Annotated in this window: 15 protein-coding genes; 8 read left to right on the top strand and 7 right to left on the bottom strand. The window is 48.3% G+C overall.

Annotated features, from left to right (window positions below; all coding sequences use genetic code 11):
- Positions 1-118: 118 nt before the first annotated feature.
- On the top strand, positions 119-958 hold the full coding sequence (locus E8L90_RS02470) for a GNAT family N-acetyltransferase (protein WP_137027853.1): 840 nt from the start codon (positions 119-121) through the stop codon (positions 956-958).
- Between the two features lie 78 nt (positions 959-1,036).
- Entirely contained in the window at positions 1,037-2,338 is a 1,302-nt protein-coding gene (locus E8L90_RS02465; protein ID WP_167497573.1) for a BaiN/RdsA family NAD(P)/FAD-dependent oxidoreductase, read from the top strand.
- Positions 2,339-2,576: 238 nt separating this feature from the next.
- Here E8L90_RS02465 and E8L90_RS02460 read toward each other — a convergent pair whose 3' ends face one another.
- The 7 genes from E8L90_RS02460 to E8L90_RS02425 form a co-directional block, all read right to left on the bottom strand.
- Entirely contained in the window at positions 2,577-2,786 is a 210-nt protein-coding gene (locus E8L90_RS02460) for a hypothetical protein (protein WP_137027851.1), read from the bottom strand.
- Positions 2,783-5,212, bottom strand: a complete 2,430-nt coding sequence (locus E8L90_RS02455) for a septation ring formation regulator EzrA (protein ID WP_137027850.1) — start codon at positions 5,210-5,212, stop codon at positions 2,783-2,785. Before E8L90_RS02455 ends, E8L90_RS02460 begins: the two co-directional genes overlap by 4 nt.
- A 47-nt stretch (positions 5,213-5,259) precedes the next feature.
- Positions 5,260-5,862, bottom strand: a complete 603-nt coding sequence (gene refZ, locus E8L90_RS02450) for a forespore capture DNA-binding protein RefZ (RefSeq protein ID WP_137027849.1) — start codon at positions 5,860-5,862, stop codon at positions 5,260-5,262.
- Between the two features lie 255 nt (positions 5,863-6,117).
- Positions 6,118-7,026, bottom strand: a complete 909-nt coding sequence (locus E8L90_RS02440; RefSeq protein ID WP_137027848.1) for a hypothetical protein — start codon at positions 7,024-7,026, stop codon at positions 6,118-6,120.
- Between the two features lie 126 nt (positions 7,027-7,152).
- Positions 7,153-8,151: an MBL fold metallo-hydrolase gene (locus E8L90_RS02435; RefSeq protein WP_137027847.1), complete on the bottom strand. Its 999-nt coding sequence runs from the start codon at positions 8,149-8,151 to the stop codon at positions 7,153-7,155.
- A gap of 66 nt (positions 8,152-8,217) precedes the next feature.
- Positions 8,218-10,458, bottom strand: coding sequence for a sensor domain-containing diguanylate cyclase (locus tag E8L90_RS02430; RefSeq protein ID WP_137033238.1), 2,241 nt, complete (start codon positions 10,456-10,458; stop codon positions 8,218-8,220).
- A 38-nt stretch (positions 10,459-10,496) separates the two neighbouring features.
- Entirely contained in the window at positions 10,497-11,078 is a 582-nt protein-coding gene (locus tag E8L90_RS02425) for a histidine phosphatase family protein (protein WP_137027846.1), read from the bottom strand.
- Positions 11,079-11,307: 229 nt separating this feature from the next.
- Here E8L90_RS02425 and E8L90_RS02420 point away from each other — a divergent pair, with 229 nt between their 5' ends.
- The 6 genes from E8L90_RS02420 to E8L90_RS02395 all read left to right on the top strand — a co-directional run bounded on the left by E8L90_RS02420 (position 11,308) and on the right by E8L90_RS02395 (position 20,346).
- On the top strand, positions 11,308-13,596 hold the full coding sequence (locus tag E8L90_RS02420) for a YcdB/YcdC domain-containing protein (protein WP_137027845.1): 2,289 nt from the start codon (positions 11,308-11,310) through the stop codon (positions 13,594-13,596).
- 292 nt (positions 13,597-13,888) lie between these two features.
- Positions 13,889-14,488, top strand: a complete 600-nt coding sequence (gene rpsD / locus E8L90_RS02415; RefSeq protein WP_137027844.1) for a 30S ribosomal protein S4 — start codon at positions 13,889-13,891, stop codon at positions 14,486-14,488.
- Positions 14,489-14,668: 180 nt separating this feature from the next.
- Positions 14,669-17,809 carry a penicillin-binding protein 1A gene (locus E8L90_RS02410; protein WP_137027843.1) on the top strand — a complete coding sequence of 1,047 codons (3,141 nt, stop codon included), beginning with the start codon at positions 14,669-14,671 and terminating at the stop codon, positions 17,807-17,809.
- A 71-nt stretch (positions 17,810-17,880) separates the two neighbouring features.
- Positions 17,881-18,513, top strand: coding sequence for an N-acetyltransferase (locus E8L90_RS02405; RefSeq protein ID WP_137027842.1), 633 nt, complete (start codon positions 17,881-17,883; stop codon positions 18,511-18,513).
- A 34-nt stretch (positions 18,514-18,547) separates the two neighbouring features.
- Complete coding sequence (locus tag E8L90_RS02400) at positions 18,548-19,192, top strand: CBS and ACT domain-containing protein (RefSeq protein WP_137027841.1); 645 nt, start codon at positions 18,548-18,550, stop codon at positions 19,190-19,192.
- Positions 19,189-20,346 carry an acetoin utilization protein AcuC gene (locus tag E8L90_RS02395; protein WP_137027840.1) on the top strand — a complete coding sequence of 386 codons (1,158 nt, stop codon included), beginning with the start codon at positions 19,189-19,191 and terminating at the stop codon, positions 20,344-20,346. Before E8L90_RS02400 ends, E8L90_RS02395 begins: the two co-directional genes overlap by 4 nt.
- Positions 20,347-20,406: the final 60 nt, after the last annotated feature.

Below are 20,406 nucleotides of genomic sequence, written 5' to 3'. Positions count from 1 at the left end.
GTTGTCCTTCTCTATTATCCGCGAGAGAGAATTCAGACGCAACTACTCCCAAGCAGGAATGCAAGCGCTTGTCCCGAATGAAGAAAAAAACACCAATCGTTTGAGGAGGAAAAACTAGATGGCAATCACGTTACGAAAGTTGGCCGAGTCCAGTGAGATTGAGCGATTAGAAGAAATAGAGGGGAAAATCTGGGGCCCTTCTACTGCTATCCCCTATCACATGACCCTCACCATGCAAAAGTTTGGGGGCCTGTTTTTAGGGGCATTCGATGGCGAGGAATTGATCGGCTTTTTGTACAGCTTCCCGGGCTTCACCAACGGAGAATCCCATCTTTGCTCGCACATGCTCGGCTTTTTGCCAGAGTATCGCAAGCAAGGGCTAGGTGTACAAATGAAATGGCTGCAAAAAGAAGAAGCGGCAGCAGCAGGCTATTCCAAAATTACATGGACGTACGATCCGCTTGAGACAGTAAACGGCGTTCTAAACATCGCCAAGCTCGGTGGAATCGTTCGAACCTATTTACCAAACTGCTACGGACACCTTGATGACGACTTCAATCGAGGACTGCCTACAGACCGTTTCCTCGTGGAATGGTTGATTGGAAGCGATCGTGTGGAATCACGTCAGGTAGGGAAGAACTCTACTCCCTCTTTAGAACAGGCGCCAGATCTGTTGCGTCTAGAAATCAAGGATGGTATTCCACATCCGATCGAAATCGATTTGTCACGCGAAGAGCCTGTGGTGCTGCTGCCTGTCCCTGCCTTCTTCCAGGATGTTAAACGAGCTGATATGACCGTCGCTTCCTTGTGGCGAGAGATGACGCGCGAATTGTTCACGGCCTATTTTGCCAAAGGATATGTTGTCACGAATATCATTCGTGGTCAATCCACTGTTCGCTACGTCTTAGAAAAGCAGCCGTTGACTGATATTTTAGGTGCCTCGTCCTCTCTATCCTAACTAGAATGGCGCGCCGGGTGCGCAGGTTGTGGTAAAATGGTGGTTGCCCAACCCTATACGACAAAGGACGAGAATGAAATGAATCGATCACAATACAAGTATGACGTTATCATCATAGGCGGCGGCCCCTCTGGGCTGATGTCTGCTATTGCTGCTTCTGGCCAAGGAGCGAGAGTTTGTCTCGTGGAAAAAGGCTCGAAGCTTGGACGCAAGCTCATCATATCTGGCGGCGGTCGTTGCAATGTAACCAATGCTAAGGAACAAGATGAATTAATCAAACAAATGCCAGGAAATGGCCGCTTCATGTACAGTGCGCTCACTCAATTCGGCAACCGAGAGATTATCCAGTTTTTTGAGGAGTTGGGTGTCGCGTTAAAAGAAGAGGATCGGGGCCGGATGTTTCCCGTCACAGATAAGGCGGTAACAGTCGCCCAAGCGTTGATTGATTTATTGAAGCGCCAAGGTGCCACCGTCCTTTTAAATGCCTCTGTAAAAGAGGTTCTCTATTCGGAAGACAGAGTCGGTGGCATCATGCTCCAGTCCGGTGAGAAAATCACCGCGCCTTGTGTGATTATTGCCGTCGGGGGCTGTTCTGTACCACAGACAGGGTCTACAGGCGATGGCTATACATGGGCGAAAGCAGCCGGGCATACGATCACAGAGCTGTATCCTACTGAAGTACCGCTTACAGCCAATGACTCTTTTATTCGCGATAAATCGATCCAGGGTCTGTCTCTGCGTGATATTACGATGACCTTGTATGCGCCGAACGGGAAAAAGATCAATACACAAGAAGGCGATATGATCTTCACTCATTTCGGAATATCAGGCCCCGCCTCCCTGCGCATGGGACATTATGTCTCTGTGTCGCAACGAAAATACGGAGCGGTTCCTCTATCTCTGACGATCGATCTCATGCCTGACAAAACGGCCGAGGAAATCACGGCGGAAAGCTGGCAGTTGATCGAGGAGCAGCCAAAAAAGGCCGTAAAAAATGCAATCAAGGGCTTCCTCCCCGAACGGATTATCCCAGTCTTACTTGCGATAGCAGGAATTTCGGATGAAACGACCTACAGTCATATGAAGAAACAAGAGTGGAGTAAGTTCACGAGCTTGATCAAAGCTTTTCCACTCACCATTACGGGGACGCTCTCTCTTGAGGAAGCATTCATTACAGGTGGCGGTGTGAGTGTAAAAGAGATCGATCCACGGTCGATGAGATCCAAGCTCATGGATGGGTTGTATTTCGCTGGAGAGGTCATGGACGTCCACGCCCATACCGGTGGCTACAACATCACCATCGCTTTTTCGTCTGGCTATTCTGCGGGTACACATAGTGCGCAGGAAGCATTTGAATTTTTTCACGAGAATGACGTTTAGATTATGAGGGATTGGGGAAACTATGAATCAGGTTCTCTTTTCATGAAAAGAGAAACCAGCACATTACTCCCCCCTAGTTGTAATGTGCTGGTTTAACAGACCTTACTCCCTTTATCTTCCTAGATGGGGCATCGCCTGCGTGAGCGATGCTTCTTTTTTTCACCCAACAAAAAGCACCTGCTACTAAAGACGGCACGTCCATCTTTTCCTAGCAGGTGCTTTATCATTGATTATCCGTTTATCCGACAAGACGGAACAAATACGCAAATCCAGCGAGCAAAAAAGCTAGGCCCAACAGAAAAAACGTGTTGGCACGCTGCTTGACGCGCCTTTCGTCTCCCTGAAAATAAGCGTTCATCCGTGATTGCCAACGTTTTGTCCGCGGCTGTACCATGACGAGAATGCCCACTACCAGTAAGAAGAGAGGAAAGACCATCATCTGGCTCATCCCTTTTTCTTACGACGCAGAAGCCAACCGTTGTCCTCTTCCACTCGTACGCCTTCGATTACTAGACGAGCCTCCTCGGCAAGCTGATAGGCTTCCGCGAAAGCCAATTGTCGAAAGGATATCTCTGCCTTCGTCAACAAATCATTGACCTGGCGATTTTGGCGGCGATAACGGTTTGTATACTGAATGGCACCCTCTGCCATCTGACAAGTTGTGATAATACGTTCTGCCATCCGCTCTGTTTCGCTGACCAAATCACTCGCGTCCTGAACCAGCATGGCTACCTCTTCCAGATCATAGCGGTACTGTTCCATGATCGTTTGGACGCGGCCCAACGTTTGCACAACTTCTTCAAACATGTATTTCAATTGATCCGGAATGCCCGGCAAGTAGCTGCGCTTGATTTGCTGACGGACGCGGACTAACGTGTTGGAAATTCGCTCCAGTTCATCCAGCGCATCGTCTTCCGTTTCGATGACCAAATACGTTTGCTCTTCTTCCGGAATCATCTCTTCTTGTTCAGGCTGACTCTTCGGCATGACCAGTTCATACTCTTCTTCGTACACAGGCTCCTCAGCTTTGACTGCTGGAGCAGGCTTTTGTGCTTTTTTATTGAAAAGCTGAGGAATTGCTTGCAACAACACCGAACGTTCAGCTTCACTCAGCTCTGAGGATTTTCCTCGCGCTGCTCGCTCTTCTTCCACTTTCGTCTGCTGCGCTACAAGATCTTCTTCGCTGGTTGAATACTCGGTCTCGCTAGCTAGAGTCGGCTCAGGTGTACGAATCTCCGGCTCCACAGGTGCGGATGCCGCAGCTACTTGCTGTAGCGAATCATCCTGTTCTCCCGCTCCTACTTCTGCTCTCTTTTCTTCCTGTGCAAATTCTGTTTCATCTTTGCCTTGATTCCCTTCTGCTTGCGGTTCAACTTCTGCATTCGCTGTCGCTGCGGCTTCATCACGAGCAAGAACGCCATCTTCTATCGCTTGATACGTCGCATCAATGAGCACTTCGAACGCTTTGACATGGGTCAACACCCTTTCCAGGCTGCCCTCTTCCAAAGCGCCCTTCGCAGACATAACCAATTGCTTTGCCTGCAAAAGAGCATTGTCCAAGGAATCCTGCTTCAAATCAAAGCCGTCACGAGCGGCCTGCTCAATTCCTTCCTCCAGATGCTTGAATTCTTCCGGCATTTCCTTTTTCACGCGTTGCACAAGCTTTGGAATGAGCTCCATCGCTTGTCCTACCTGCTCCAGTACTTGCTGCGCTTTTTGTGTGGTTTCGTAAACCGCAATGTCGTCTCCTGCCGCCCGCGCAGTTTTCACGAGTTTTCGCATCGTGTCTACTTCATCCAGCGATGCTTTCAATTCATGGAAAGACAATCCGTACTCCAGACGCAAATCGGACAGGCGTCGTTCTATCTGCTCCACTTGCTTTCCGATCTCTGGAACAACAACCTTGTTTTCTTGCTTGGTAACTGCCACTTTGGAAGTGTCTGTTTTTAACTCATTCAGTTCTTCCTCAATTTTTGAAATGGCCTCTCTCGCCTCATTCAGCATGCCAAGTGCCAACGTAAAACGGAAGCGATCGCAAGCCTCTTCCGCATCGAGAATCATCATTTCCACATCAGGGATACGAATGCGCAACAGATTTTCTTTTTTGTCAGCCAAGTGGTGATAACGTACTTCTGTCATGCCGCTAGAACGGCGAAGCGGTTTTTCCACCTCGATGACATTGATCTTCTCAACGAGCTCTTCCTTCCAATCCTCCACATCGTCTACTTGGGCAAAAATAGCACGGCGTCTGATCATTGCGTAAATCAAGCCGATCGATAGCCCAGCAAATACCGCACCAACCAGATAAATCCACCATGGAATGCCACCGAGTGCAAGGCTGCTTTCGCTCTCTCCCGCTTTACTAGCGTCAGTCGCATCTGGCTTTGCTGCTACTTGCTTGCTTTCAATGCGGCTTAGCTCCCTGTTTACTTCCGCGATTACAGTTTGTATACCGTTCAAATACTGCTTTTGTGTGCGGAAAGCTTCATAAAAAGACGCGATTTTGTCATGCAGCAATGTCATCGTGGCACCTTTTGCCTGCAAAGAAGGACCGGCATAAATCCCCAGCTGCTCGGTGTTTATTTCAAGTACGATCATCAGTGCATCATCGGCCAAATTGTAATTGTCAAACAGCTTTTGCGCGTAAATATCTGGAGATTCAGCTTCCGGTGCCGTGCTTTCCACTACCACGACTTTGTAGCTGCCCGGTATGCCGTTCAATGATTTTGCAAAGGCGGTTCTGTCTTCCTTTTTCAAATAGTTGTCAGCGTCCTGAACAACCTCGTCTTTTTTATCTGGAAACGGCGTCGCATAAGCCGGATTCGTATATAACAACATGCCTGCCAAACAGAGCATGAATAGTTTTCGTTTCACTTATCATACATCCCCTTACTAGAATCATTCATTGGGAGAGGCCACGCCTAAGCAGGCAGCAAAAAACCTCGCAGATAACACATAATCGAGGTTTGCAGCCATTGGACGAACTCCTCGGAAGATGGCTCCAGATCATAGACCTGGCGAACCATTTGTGGTTGCAAAAATGGATATATCATCTGGCTCGTCATAGCCAGCACTGTACGATCAATAGAGACGGGTAAAAACTCCCCCGAGACGACACCGCCCTCGATTACACGTGAAAGTCCGTGCTTCCATCGGCTCATATATAGCGTCATCACTTCACGAGCAAGCATGGATTCTACGCTCAGCTCACGGTGAATCAAACGCGTGATAGGCGCATGCTCACATTGAAATTGCAAATATAGCTGCACAACTTGTTCCAATCGTTGATAGGCAGGGATGTCGTCCTGCCCGTTTTCCAGTTCTTCCAAAAGGCGAAACAACGTCTCAAAGTAAGAAGCAATCAGCGTCTCCAGGACTCCTTGCTTCCCTTCAAAATGATAGGAAATCAGCGCGGAATTTACTTGAGCAACAGAGGCAATTTGTCTTACGGAGGTTCCTTTGTAGCCATGAACATCAAAAAGCTTCGCTGCTGCGGATAAAATACGCATTTTCGTCTGATCCATCAGGCATCTTTCCCATTGTACAGATTATTCGACGAAAAAAGATAGTCTTGTTGTATGTTCGACAATGTTTTCCGGTATCCTTCTCATCATACGGATTCCATCTAAAAAAACCGCTACCGCATAGATTTTCTTTCACATAAGAAGTACGTAAAAAGTAGCGAGCACGTTACCTCATCTTTTCAATTTTCCCTGACAGAAAAAAGACGCTCCTGTCTGTTTTGCAAGAGGAACGTCTCACTTGATTACTCTTACTCCCTATTTGCTTGTATCCGCTGGAGCTATGATGGGGGCTACCGCTCCATATTGCTGCAAATACGTTTCTACTTGTGAATGCTCTTTTACACGCTGATCGTTCAAATCGTACGAAGATCGAATGGACATCGTCATGTTCGTGGGGAGCATTGTTTTTTTATTGTAGTGAATGGTGTACTCTGCCTCCACTTCCATCTGGTTCACGAGTTCGTTGACGTCCACCTTTTTCTTGGATTGAATCGTGGGTCCAGAATGATGGGCAGGCGCCCCTCTCCAATTACCTTCCGAGAGTGACATCGCTAGCTTTAGCTTCGGTATGTAGGGTTTCTCTCGCCCTGCTATCGATTGGACTTTTGCTCCCGACTTTGTTTGTTCTTGCATTTGGGAAACAAGCCAGCTTTTTAGTTTGGCAGAATCCAATACAACTCCGAGCGCCTCAAAATCGTCTTTTGGATTCTTATCAGGCAGCATCCGGACGTTTCGTTTCATATTGTCGATTTGCTGAAAGGAAGCAATAGGGTTCCAGTTGTTCATTTCTTGATGCAGCGCCGGACTATCTCCTGCGACATGGTTCCAGCCTTCGTTTTGTCCATCCTTGGTATACAGCTTGTCCCCTTGGCTGAGCAAGGATAAGTCGTCCACTCTGTTTTCCTCTGGGACAGAGAGCTTCACGTTCATGTAAACAGCCTCTCCGTCTTTTCTGCCCGAAAAGTTAACCATGTTCGCATTGGAACTGTTCGCCGTCAACAGCTTGGTTTGCCCGTAGAACGCATACGATTTCTGCGCATCGAACTTGTCACGCACCTGCTCAAACGTTGTATTCGCATCCTGCTTCACATTCATTTGATTACAGCCACCTACAACAACTGTACACACAAGAGCCATCACGCAAATGGGCCAATACTTCTGCATAGATGCTACCCTCCCAGGCTACCCTGGGTCAGCCTCATGTGGGGTCCCAGGGTAATAGTCCCTTTTAGCGTTTCCGGGGAGGAATAGGCTTATTCTACTTGCAAGCCTCTCTTGTACGATCAGGTTTTACAGGTGGTAATACAAGACTCGATCCTGCTCTCTCACTTCAATCTGATGGAGAATCACCAACAAATCAATGTGCCCCAAAGTCTCCGATAGCGTCAATGGCAATTCTTTTTGGTACAAGTCTGGAAATAGAAGAGCATTCAGTTCAAAAGCTGTCTTTTCTCCATCTGCAAGAAGCCTGCGGAGCGTGTCTGTTCTCTCCCAGTTCTTTTGCAGACGAGCGAGTATGAGCTCTCGATGATTGTAAACCGGCTCACCGTGTCCACTCAGGACTTGTTCGATCTCCATGTCCGCACACATTTGCAGCGCTGTGCGGTATTGAATCAAAGTCAGTGGTCTTGTACTCGTGCGATTCCGGGGTGGTTCGATGAACGCATTGGATGAAATTCGCTTGATGATATGGTCTCCACCAATCATGACGTGATCCTTTGCCCGATACAACGACAGATGGCTTTGGCTGTGTCCCGGCGTATATAGTACCTGCCAGTCCTCCAAGTATGGTACCTTTTGCTCATGCTTCAGATGAAAGTCAATCTGACTTGGCGCAGAAAACTTCTTCATCAGCTTGTGAAATTTTGAGATAATGACCATCATTTCTTCTGGTACACCGCTCTGGATGTACAGCTCTTCGAAAAACTCATCATGAAAAGTCATAAACTGCTCATCCTGCTGTACATAAGGTGTTGCCTGCGGATGGGCAAACGTCTTCGCTCCCGATCGTTCCCGTACTTTTTCTAACTGCCCGCAATGATCCACATGATGATGCGTCAGTATGACTTGGTCGATATCTTGCACGCTTACTCCAATCGATTCTAAGCCTTCTGTTAAGGCCGTCCACGCATCGTCGGTCAATGGCCCTACATCAACTAAGGTTAAGCGCTCCCCTTTTAGCAAATAGACGTTTACTGCCCCCACATCAAAAGGCGTAGGTATTTCCAGACAAAAAATATCAGGTGCTACTTGCGTCGCGATCCCTTGCTTGCCATCGTTCGCTGTCATTTTTTATCTACCTCTCAAGTTTTTTGCCTTTTTTTCCGAAAAGAGAAAAGAGCCATTGTTTTGGCTCTAGGCGAGAACTACTTGATTTCTACCTGAATTTTTAGCTTCATACAAAGCAATATCTGCTTGATGGAACAGCGCTTCTACACTCAGGTTTACATCCATCTCCCTGCTCCATTTCGCTAGCCCGCATGAGATCGTGACCTGTGGAGACGTCTCCTGCTCGACACATTCCCGTATGCGCTCAGCCACGGATTGCGCCGTGTCTTTGTCCACACGCGGCAAATAAACAGCGAGTTCCTCTCCACCCCATCTTGCTGCGATATCACTATCTCGAATGCTATGTCGAATCAGATTGGAGACCTGAATCAATACCTCGTCCCCTACCTGATGGCCAAATGTATCATTCACGGTTTTAAAATAATCAATATCAATCAAGATCAACGAGCCGTAGCTGTCTTTTTGTAATGATCCTCTTACTCGTTCATTCAAGTGTCTTCTCGTGTACAGACCTGTCAAATTATCCGTAATGACCATTCGTTCCATTTCATTATGCAGGACGGCGTTGGTCATTGCCAAGCTCGCGTGCTGGCCAAATATTTCGAGGAGTTTATAGTCGTCAAAACTAAAAAAATGATAACGGGAATCTGCGACTAAAAGGACTCCACTAATCTCACCCTCGACAACGAGCGGAACCCCCATAAAGGAACAGCACGAAAAGAGCGAAAAAGGAAGCGGTCCTGCCCCTGGTTGAGCCAGCAACAATGCCTGTTTGTTTTGCAAGATTTGCTGAAATGGCTTTTCTGTAGAATCGATAGCCATGCCATTGAACGCTGGAATGGAGGAAGAGATCACATCGAAGCGATCCTCTCCTGGCGTTTTTCGCAAAATGGCACAAAACTCCGCATCAAAGGTAGCCCGCATCATCGTCGTAACGAAATCGAGAATTTCCTTTAAATCAAGACTTCTGTTCAACTGACGTGCCATCTCATTAATCAAACGCAATTCTCGAATTAAATTGCGCGACTGCTGATAAAGCTGTGCATTTTCAAACGCAGTGCCAGCAGTATCCGCCAAGATCGAGATGTAGTCCTTTTCATGCTGATTTAATGTGATTCGCTGGTCGGACGTCACTTGCAAGACTCCGTAGATTCCCTGCTTGCCTAAGAGTGGCGCTGCGATCACTGTCACCTGTTGCTCCCCTTCTCCCACTTCTTCGGCAATGAGACGTCCTTCCAAATAGGCCTTGGTACTGGTAGACGGCTCTACTTCTTGAAAAGAAAGCTGCTTGACCGGGGTGGTTGCATTGGGTTCAACCGTCAGGAAAAGCTCTGCCGACAAGTATGGATAAAGACTGGGAATGCTCGTCACGATTTCATGCAAAACATCATTCACATCAATCGATGCTTGAATCTTTGACATCAACTGATACAACAAGTCTTTTTTACTCGCTTCACGGCGCAGGTCGTCCGACATGATCGAACGCCAAAGTGCGCAGCTTGCCTTCGCGCCTACTTCCTGCAAAAAAGCTACATCCCGTTCATCGTACATGCAATCTGTCTCTTCGGCTGGCAGATGCAAAAATAGTGCGTAGAGCGGAGTTTGGTTCAAGGAGACCGGAACGACGACAAGCCTGTGGTCATCCAAAATGGAAGGCATGATTTGCGTCGTACCGAATCTCGAAACCAGTTGGGCAATGTGGGTTTGTCCACCCTCGGCCTCCTGCGTTGTTACGCTCTCCTGCGGGATCAACGTGGCATTGTCCGTGAGCTTAACGGCCGAACAATAACCTTTTTGGATAATGTCGCTGATCTGACCCGTCAAGCTTTGCAGCAGTTCTTTGGTCGTATCATGCAGCGTCAAATCCATAACAATCTGGCTTGTTACGTGTTGAATATAAGCATCATATCCCATGCGAATCAACGGCTCTAACCCGCGCATGTAGGATGACAAATCAAAATGGATTTGGTCATTGGGCGCTATCATGCCAATGATAGCTCGAACCCTTCCATCTTCTTCACACAAAGGAAAGGCTCCACACACGTTGTTCGTTTCACTTCTCGTTTGGACTACGATTTCTTTGGAAGAAAGTGCCTCTACAATAAAATCAAAGACTTTGCCAATCGATACATCGTGTTGCAGGGTAAGCCCTTGAGAGTTCTGAGATGGACCAACCTGCATTTCCATGAAGTTGATTACGCGGCCCCCGGAATCTGTCAAGAAAAGGATGCCTGGGCGCTTTTCCGGCCAAGATTGTAAGATAAAATGGGCCGTGTAGGAAAAGACCGTCTCTAACTTCCCCAACATTTTACTTGACACGAGAAACTCCCTCTCTCAGCATTTTCTCAAGCTTTCAAATGGTCTGTATCATTAACGGATAGAACTTCCCACCTGCGATCTACATACCGAAATGTCGTAATACCGGTATTATCGATACGTGTGATCCCCGTTCCTTGTTCTCCTACCGTCACATAATGTAAGAAGCTATTAATGAGACCGCCATGCGAGACAACGACAATCGCCTCACCTGGATGGCTCTCTGCTATTTCTGTCATGACAGCTACAGCTCGACGCTGCATGTCTTCGAATGTCTCAATTCCACAGGAGGCTTCATCCTGATTCTCAAATCGCTCACGTATTTCTTCATAGGTGAGCCCCTCCCACTCCCCATAGCAGCGCTCCCGCAATGTTGTCCGCGTAGAAACAGTGGATTGAAAGTTACCAGCAATCTTGGCAGCGGTATCACGCGCGCGACTAAGATCACTCGAATAAAAAGCGCGAATTGTCTCGCCTCGGAACCTGTCTGCTACTTGCTCGGCCTGGCGTACCCCGAGCTCGTTCAATGCGATGTCACTGTGGCCTTGTATACGACGAATCTGATTCCACTCCGTCTCTCCATGACGAATGAGATACATGATGGTTTCCAAAACGATTTATCCCCTTACCGTTCTGTATTCTATGGATAGTATTTCTTATTATATAAGATGCATGTTCACAATTCTAGATTGATAAAAAAACATTTGGTACAAAATTCCTATATTTCACTCCTTTCTGCAAATACCCAGGACTATTTTTCGTGGGTTTGAACTGAAACGAACTTTCACTTCCCCTCGTCAGAGGTGATAAGAAGAATATGACATCGTTGGAGGGGTTCCTATGAAACCGTGGATCATTCGGTCTAGCTCATTTGTTCTATCTGCCAGTCTGTTGCTGCCTGTCGCACAAGCGCATGCACAATCACCTCATGTGAGTACCAGTAAAATGGCGACTACTGTTTCACAAGCTGACTCCGTGGCACAAGCCAAAGCAAAACTCTCCAAGGAAGCGGCCTTGACACTCGCTACAAAAATAGTGCCTACCGCCGGGATGACGGTTCAAAATGTATCCTTCCGTTCAGCGGATAGCTGGCGCTCATTTCCAGAATGGTCGTTTAGTTGGGTGAAGAAAGATCCAGAAAACGGCAAAGTTCTTCTATCTTATAGCGTCAGTATCCACGCCAATACAGGTGAGCTGACTTCCTATTCGCGTCATGAGCAGGAAGCATCCTCGCTTCCCTATGCAAAGCGAATTTCCTATTCGGAGGCACAGGAGCAGGCGAAGCGCTTTTTGGAGAAAAACAATGCAGGAAAAGCAGCGGAAACAAGACTGTATACGCGCGACATGCCAGAGCCAAAAACTCCGCTAGACTCGGAAGTCTACTATAATTTCCGCTTTATTCGTGACGTGGGCGGCATTCTCTTTCCCGACAACGGCGCGGAAATCACTGTAGATGCTTCCGGCAAAGTGACCAACTATTCCCTGTCCTGGAACGACGTGACTTTCGAGGATACGGATACGAAAATCTCAGAAGAAGAAGCCGAGAAACTGTTTAAAGAACAAGCGAATCCAAAACCAGTTTACCTGCTGCCGTGGGAGCAGATGGAGACACAAAATAACAAGCCATCTCTCGGGTATATAAATCCCTTCCCTTTCTACATTGATGCGGAGACTGGCAAAGCATTGACACAATCGTTGACCCGGTATCAACCAGCGAAAGACCCTGAGCCTGTAAGCAGCAAAGTCCTTCCTGCACGCCGCAGCGGACAACCGCTCTCCCAAGAGGAAGCTGTACAATGGGCATTGAAAGCGTTGAAGCTGTCCAACTACGAGCTTCGTTCTGCCAATTACAATGAAAAAGACTACCGTGGCAATCGTCCTGTCTGGGATCTCGAATTCGGCGAAAAAGGAAACAGCGAAGAAGGGTTTGCGTATGTTTCTGTGGATGCTGTATCCGGGGACATCTACCGGTTGAACAAGGACTTTCGCAACCATAAAGAAAAAACAACCGCTTCTAAAAAACCAGACATGGAAAAATTCAAGGCAAAAGCGATGGAAACGATACGCGAATTGGCGCCAACCATGGCCCACCAGCTTTACTGGACAGAGCGTTTTGAAGAGGAAATCAAATACCAACCCGTTGATTCCGAGCGGACGCAGATCCGATTTGAGCGTTTTATCAATGGAATAGCAGCAGCTAGCGGCTCTGCCTTCTTCACGTTTGACACAGAAACGGGCGAGCTAATGAGTTACAGTACTGAATTGGGCAGCGAAACATACCCGATACAAGTTCCCAAGCACCTGCCTGCTGCCGAAGCGAGCGAGAAGTGGTGGACCGAGACAAAAGCGGAGGCAGTATACGCCCTCGTCCCTCTTACTCCTGAGGATGCCAAACGCGTAAAAGAGCAGCCATCTTACACACCGAAACGAACCGCCAAGATCGTTTATCGGGCGACCATTACGCCATTTGAGCAGCCGTATTATCTAGACGCTGTAACAGGCGAGTGGAGCTCCAGCTCTACTGGCAAAACGCTTGTGCTGCATCGTCCCGCTCCTGCCGATTTGAAGGGGCATCCAGCAGAGAAGGAACTCTCGCTGATGTATGAATACGACGCACTAACACTTGAAAACGGTAATATTATGCCGCAAAAACCGATCACACGTGGTGAAATGATTGAGATGCTCATGATCAGTCTCAACCAAGGCAGACACTATCCACAGTACTCTCTGGAACGAAAGGCCACCTATAGCGATGTGGCAAATGGTACGCGCTTCTTCTCAGCCGTGGAAGGTGCTGTTGATCGCGGACTTCTCGATAAAAATGCTTCCAAGCTGAACCCAAATGAGACGATTACACGTGAAGAGCTCTCTGATATGATTGTTCGTGCACTCGGTTACAAAAAACTGACGGACTTCCCTGGCATGTTCCAGTCCCAGCTCTCAGACATTGCCAATTCGAAGTACCGCGGTTCGATCATTATCGCGACTACACTCGGTATCGTACCAACCGATAAGCAGAAGTTCCAGCCGCAAAGCCTCGTCCCTCGCGCCGATGCAGCCATTACCTTTACCCGTTTCCTCGAAAAACGGGACACTTCAGACGGTTCGGTCACTTTGTTGCAAAAATAAAACCCAAAAAGCGCCATCCATCCCACTTCTTGTGGCGGATGGCGTGCTTCTTTTCCCTTGACTTTACTATATATCGCCTAGTATTATTGAATGTATGTGTACAGGGTAGCATTGATTGTAGGTAAAAACGGAAGGATGTACCCTCTTAGTTCCCTCCCTTTACAGACGGCGGCTGATCATCTGTGAGGAGCACGATGCGGAAACGCTACCGTCCGAAGTTCGTGTAGATAAAGTAGGAACTAACCTGCCGGAAGTAAACACCTGCGAATCCATATTAAAGGAGAATGAATACATGTCACGTTACACAGGACCTCGTCACAAACTTGCTCGTCGTCTGGGTATCTCCCTCGATGGTACAGGAAAAGACATCAAACGCAACTTCCCTCCAGGTCAACACGGTCACAACAACCGTCGTAAACTGAGCGAGTACGGAATCCAGTTGCAAGAAAAGCAAAAACTGCGCCACATGTTTGGCCTTAACGAAAAACAATTCCGCCGCACTTTCGACAATGCTAGCAAAATGGCTGGCGTAGTGGGCGAAAACTTCATGAAATTGCTGGAATCCCGTCTGGATAACGTGGTATACCGCATGGGCTTTGCTCCAACTCGCCCAGCTGCTCGTCAGTTGGTAAACCATGGTCACTTCCTGGTAAACGGCAAAAAAGTAAACATCCCATCCTACCGCGTACAACCGGGTGATGTAATCTCCATTCGTGAAAAGTCCCGTGGTCTGCAACTGATCAAGGACGCTCTGGAAGGTCGCACTTTCCTGCCGAACTACGTTACATTCAACGATGCTGCTGCTGAAGGTACCTTCACTCGTCTGCCAGACCGTGAAGAAATGCCAGCTGAAATCAACGAAGTTCTGATCGTTGAGTTCTACAGCCGTTAATCGTCTGAGGATAAAAAGAAAAAGAGTAGTGCCGCTTGTCGGCCTGCTCTTTTTTTTATTGCTTTCATTCACCGACAACTTTCAACGGTTTTTGACACATTTTGCTATCTCCTACGCATATTCTATCCTCTAGGTTCCTCGTATGGTATAATCAGGTGGTATGCTAGGGGGTCGTAGACTATGTCGAATAACCACACATCTTCCTCTGAACCGACGAAGAAAAAGCGACGCAGAAGCCGTAGTAGAACGTTCTGGATCATCTTCCAAATCGTTTTCGTACTTGGGCTAATGGGAGCTGCAGTCGCGGGAGGAATCGTGACAGGTTATGTTGCCGCACTCGTGAAGGACGAGCCTGTGCGCAGCAAGGAGGAACTGGAGAATAAAATCTTCACCAACTATCTGACTGGATTCGCCTACTACAACGACGGCTCTCTGATCGGTCAATTGCGGGCCGAAGAAGGCGATCGACGTTTGGTGAAGAAAGCAGACGTTTCTCCCTATTTAATTAATGCCATCATCGCAACTGAAGACAAAACCTACTACCACCACTCCGGAGTTTCGCTTCAATCTACCATGCGCGGAGCGATTCAGGAAATTACCAACCAACCTGTCGTAACAGGTGGTAGTACGATTACACAGCAGCTTGTAAAAAATACAATCCTCTCTGCTGAAGTTAGCCACACCCGTAAGGCCCGTGAAATCTTTACCGCGATTCGGATTGAGCGCATGTTTTCCAAAGATCAGATTCTAGAAGCCTACATGAACGAAATTTACTTCGGAAAAAACGCCAACGGATCAAACGTATACGGCGTACAGGCTGCTGCAAAAGGGATTTTTGGCAAAGATGTAAAAGAGCTCGGGCTCGCTGAGGGCTCCTATCTTGCGGGAATGATTCAAAACCCAGGTGCCTACTCTCCATTCCGTGCAGAAAGCTATCAGCGCGGGAAGGAACGCCAAAAAATGGTGCTGGATCGCATGCTGGAAAATGGCTACATCACACGAACCCAATACGATGGAGCTCTCACAGGTGATTTGAAGGCACAGCTAGCAAAACCGACGCAGCAGGCCTATCGAGAAGTACCTTTCTTGATGATGGAAATTGAAGATCGTGCCGCACGTCAACTTGTGGATGCAGACCTCTTGGAAAAAGGGCGAGATAAGTCAACCATCGGCCGCAACGAATACCGACAGCTGGTTGAAGAGAAACGTCGTGACATACTGCGAAAAGGGTACAAGATACATACCACAATCGACAAGAACGTATATGACATCATGCAAGCTATTGCAGCCGATCCGAAAAACTTCGGTAAGAATCGCACCTATACGATTCGTCGCTCGAACGGCAAAACAGAGAAAATCGAAAATGCTCTGGAAGAAGTCGGCGCAATGCTGATTCACAACAAAACAGGAGCCATCCTCGGCATGATCGGGGGACGTGACTTCAAGGTGGAACAGACGAACCACGCCACCGTACCACGCCAGCCTGGTTCGGCCATGAAGCCACTTGCAGCTTATGCTCCTGCTTTTGAACTGGGATTGCTCCAGCCAGCATCCCCAATCGATGACGCCCCGGTGCTACTCGCTGACGGCCAGAACGGTTCCCATTTACCTAAGAACTGGAACAACAAATGGCAAGGGATTATGAGTGCCCGCGAAGCACTGCGGATGTCCTGGAACATCCCGGCGATCAAGACGTATTTAAAAGTTGACATTCGAACGGCTCTCGAATATGTGAAGAAAATGGGAATCACAACATTGGTCGATGCTGACAACTATGCAGCCACTGGTGTAATTGGCGGTCTTACCTACGGAACAACTGCCGAGGAAATTACAAACGCCTATGCGACATTCGCGAATCACGGTTCTTTCGTGGATGCCTATCTGATTGACCGAATTGAAGATAACACCGGAAAAGTAATTTACCACCATGAAAACAAACCTGTGCAAGTATACAGCGAGCAAACAGCATACTTGATCACTGATATGATGCGTACCGTTGTCAATAACGGTACAGGTACACACATCCGCAAATACGTGCCGCGCAAAGTCGATGTGGCTGGTAAAACCGGAACAACGAACAACAGCAACGACCTTTGGTTCGTCGGTTACACGCCAGAGCTGTCCATGGGGGTATGGGTTGGCTTTGACGAGCCATATCCAATGCCAGACGCAGACAAATATGTTCCGATGGTCATATGGGGTAAGGTCATGAAGGATGTCATTGCAAAGCATCCGAACCTTTCACCTTCTGACTCCACCTTTAAAAAGCCAGCGGGAATTGTCAGCGCGACTGTTGACTCGAAATCAGGTCTTTTGCCAAGTGAGCTCTCGAAAGAAGCTGGCCATTTGATCACTGATTTGTTCAACAGCAAGTTCGTTCCGACGAAGGTGGACGATACCCACCAAAAAGCACGCGTCATTACGTATAATGGCGAACGGTATTTGGCGAAGGAAGGAACACCTGAAGATTTTGTTACCGAAGGCGTCTTCTACCGCTCACCTGATCCGCTACCTACCAAGGAGCAAATTCAAGCGAAAAACAGTCGGGTCGCCAGCCAACCACCAGATTGGGAGCAGCGCCTACCTGACAAGGAAGACCCTCGTACTGAGGAGGGTGGAGTGCCATCTTCGCCAAGCGGTGTAACAGCCACAGGCTCAGGCAAGCAAGTTACGCTTACCTGGCAATCAGCCAAAGAAGCTGACTTGGTCGGTTATCGTATCTACCGCGCTGATGTGCAGAACGGCTTTGTCAAAGTAGCGACTGTGAAAGATCCATCCGAATTGACTTTTGCCGATACGACTGCAACCCACGGAGATTTAGGCTATTATGTCACTTCTGTGGATATCGCTGGCCATGAATCGCAGCCGTCCGCAATCTCTTCTGTCGGTTCTACACAGACATGGCAGTTGCCTGATCCAAATCAAGGTACGGGAACAGGCATCCCGAATCCGATGGACAATAACGGGAATGGTCAGACAGATCCAGATGGAATTGGGACTAACCCTCCAGATGGATCAGGAGGCACGAATACAAGCACAGATTCCGCTTTACCACCTGCTGCTCCGAAATCCTTGTCTATCAAAAATACGCCTAACGGTTGGCAGCTAAAGTGGAAAGGAAGCAGCTCGTCTGAGCAGATGTACAACGTATATTTTAGCCCAGACTTAGCAAGCGGCTATTTGCTACTCGGTACTGTCTCTAGCACAAGCTTTACACACGCAGCAGAAGTACCGAATGGCAGTAACTATTACATTACCGCAGTCAACAGTTACGGAGAATCGCCACATTCTAACATCGTAACTGCCAACACCACAGAATAAACTGGAATGACAACTGACAGAGATGGTTAGACGCCATCTCTGTTTTTCTACAATCGTAAGGGGGGGAACTGATGGAGCACGTCAAACGCTATCATTCATTGAGCCTAATGGTGAACAACAAGGAGCTGCTCGTCGAAGGACCGATTACAGGAAGTTATCTAGCCTCATTACGCTTTGATGAGGGACTGAAAGCTTTTCGTATCCCTGAACAGCAGCATGAAGCTCTCATTGAAATCGCTGATTTGCCTGAAGGGCGCATTATCATTGCACGCGAAGGAGACCTCGTCCTCGGCTACGTGACCTTTCTGCACCCCGATCCATTGGAGCGATGGTCACAAGCGCAACTGCCCGATTTGTTGGAGCTGGGCGCGATTGAAATCAGTCATAAAGTGAGAGCGGGTGGCGTAGGCAAAAAGCTGCTGGAAGTCGCCTTCCTGGACGACGCCATGGAAGACTACGTCATTCTTACAACGGAGTATTACTGGCATTGGGATCTGAAAGGGACAGGACTCGATGTGTGGCAATACAGAAAGGTCATGGAAAAGGTCATGGGCAGCGCAGGCCTAAGCTGGATGGCGACAGACGACCCGGAAATATGCTCACATCCCGCCAACTGTCTCATGGCCAAAATCGGCAAGCGTGTACCCCCAGAAACAGTCGTTGCTTTTGATGCTATGCGGTTTCAAAATCGTTTTCTTTACTAGTTTGGACGCCTTTTGATTCCAGGAGGTCACTCTTATGCGTATTGAAGAGATTATGCGGAAAAAAATAGTCACGATCCAGCCATCCACTACAATCGGAGAAGCGCTTCTTCTCCTCCGTGCAAACAGAATCAGGCATTTACCTGTCATTGAAAACGACTCACTCGTCGGCATTGTCTCGGACCGTGACCTGCGAGACGCTCTCCCCTCTCGGCTGCTCACACATGACGATGACGACACCGTCCTGCACAAGCCTGTAGCCGATATCATGAATCAACAAGTCATCACTGCCCACCCACTGGATTTCATCGAAGACGCAGCCCTCCAACTATACGAGCACAAAATCGGCTCTCTACCCATCGTCGAAGGGAATCGGCTCGTGGGATTGATCACGGAATCGGATCTTTTCTCTAGCCTGATTGAATTATTCGGCGTTAACAAACCTAGCTCCCATATCGAAGTCGAAGTAGATGACCGCGTCGGCATGCTGGCAGAAGTCAGTCAAGTCTTTCGCGATGCACAAGTAAATGTCACGAGCATCGTAGTCTTTCCTGGGAAAAAGCCCGCGAAAAAGAACCTTGTTTTTCGGGTACAGACCATTGATCCGCGTATCGTGACGCAATTGCTCCTTGAAAAAGGCTTTTCCGTAATCGGACCTACGGAAGGAGGGATACCCCAGTGAGCCGAAATGCTCGTCTGATCTACTCTCCAGACTACACGCAATATTATTTTCATGATGATCATCCGTTCAACCAGCGTCGTCTGCTCCTCACACACGATCTGATGAGCAGTTACGGATTACTCAAAGACTCAGACATCCTGACTCCCCGTCCGGCGACAGATGAAGAGCTCGCCCTGGTGCATGACCCACGTTATATCCAATTTGTTCGCGATCAGGGCCATAGTGAACACGAGCTTCCTCAGGCAGCCAGTTATGGCTTGGGAACAGAGGATGTTCCCTGTTTTTCGAACATGCATGAAGCGTCCTCGCTGATCGTCGGAGGTACGTTAAACGCAGTAGACGCGGTTATGAGTGGACAGGCAGAACACGCCTTCAATCCCGCTGGTGGACTGCATCATGCCTTTCGTGGACGCGCCTCTGGATTTTGTATCTACAACGATTGCTCCGTCGCGATCGCTTATTTGCGAAAAAACTGGAATGCGCGTGTGCTGTACATCGACACAGACGCCCATCATGGAGATGGGGTCCAGTGGGCGTTTTATGATGACCCTCATGTACTGACTGTATCCATTCACGAAACGGGAAAGTATCTCTTCCCGGGAACAGGCAATTTGTCTGAACGGGGAGATGGAAGTGGTTACGGTTATTCTGTCAACGTTCCGCTCGATGCCTTCACGGAAGACGATTCTTTCCTGGAAGTGTATGAAGAGCTGGTGTCAAAGCTAGCAGCTGGCTTCAAGCCCGATGTCATCCTGACCCAAAATGGTTGTGACGCTCATGCGTACGATCCCCTCACCCATTTGTCCTGCTCGATGAAGATTTATCAAGCGATTCCTCGTCTTGCTCACCGTCTCGCTCATGAATATTGTGACGGTCGTTGGATTGCGGTAGGCGGCGGGGGCTACGATATTTGGCGGGTGGTACCACGGGCGTGGACGCTGGTATGGAGTGAGATGAGCGATCAGCCTCTTTCAGACGGTGAACTTCCCGAAGCCTGGCTCAAGCGCTGGCAGCCTGAGACAGATTTGCCCTTGCCACCTCGGCTTTTTGACGAACCATTCCCAACAATCCCACGACGAACAGAGATTACGGAAAAAAATCGGCTTACGTTAGAACGTGCGATGCTGTACGCACCTATTGGATCAGAGAAATAAAAAAAGCGTGCTGCCCTCGTACCCTTGGATACTGGTCAGCACGCTTTTTCTATGCCAAAC

The sequence above is a fragment of the Brevibacillus antibioticus genome, from assembly GCF_005217615.1.
In the GTDB taxonomy this organism is placed as follows: domain Bacteria; phylum Bacillota; class Bacilli; order Brevibacillales; family Brevibacillaceae; genus Brevibacillus; species Brevibacillus antibioticus.
This window is presented reverse-complemented; position numbering and strand designations above follow the sequence as displayed.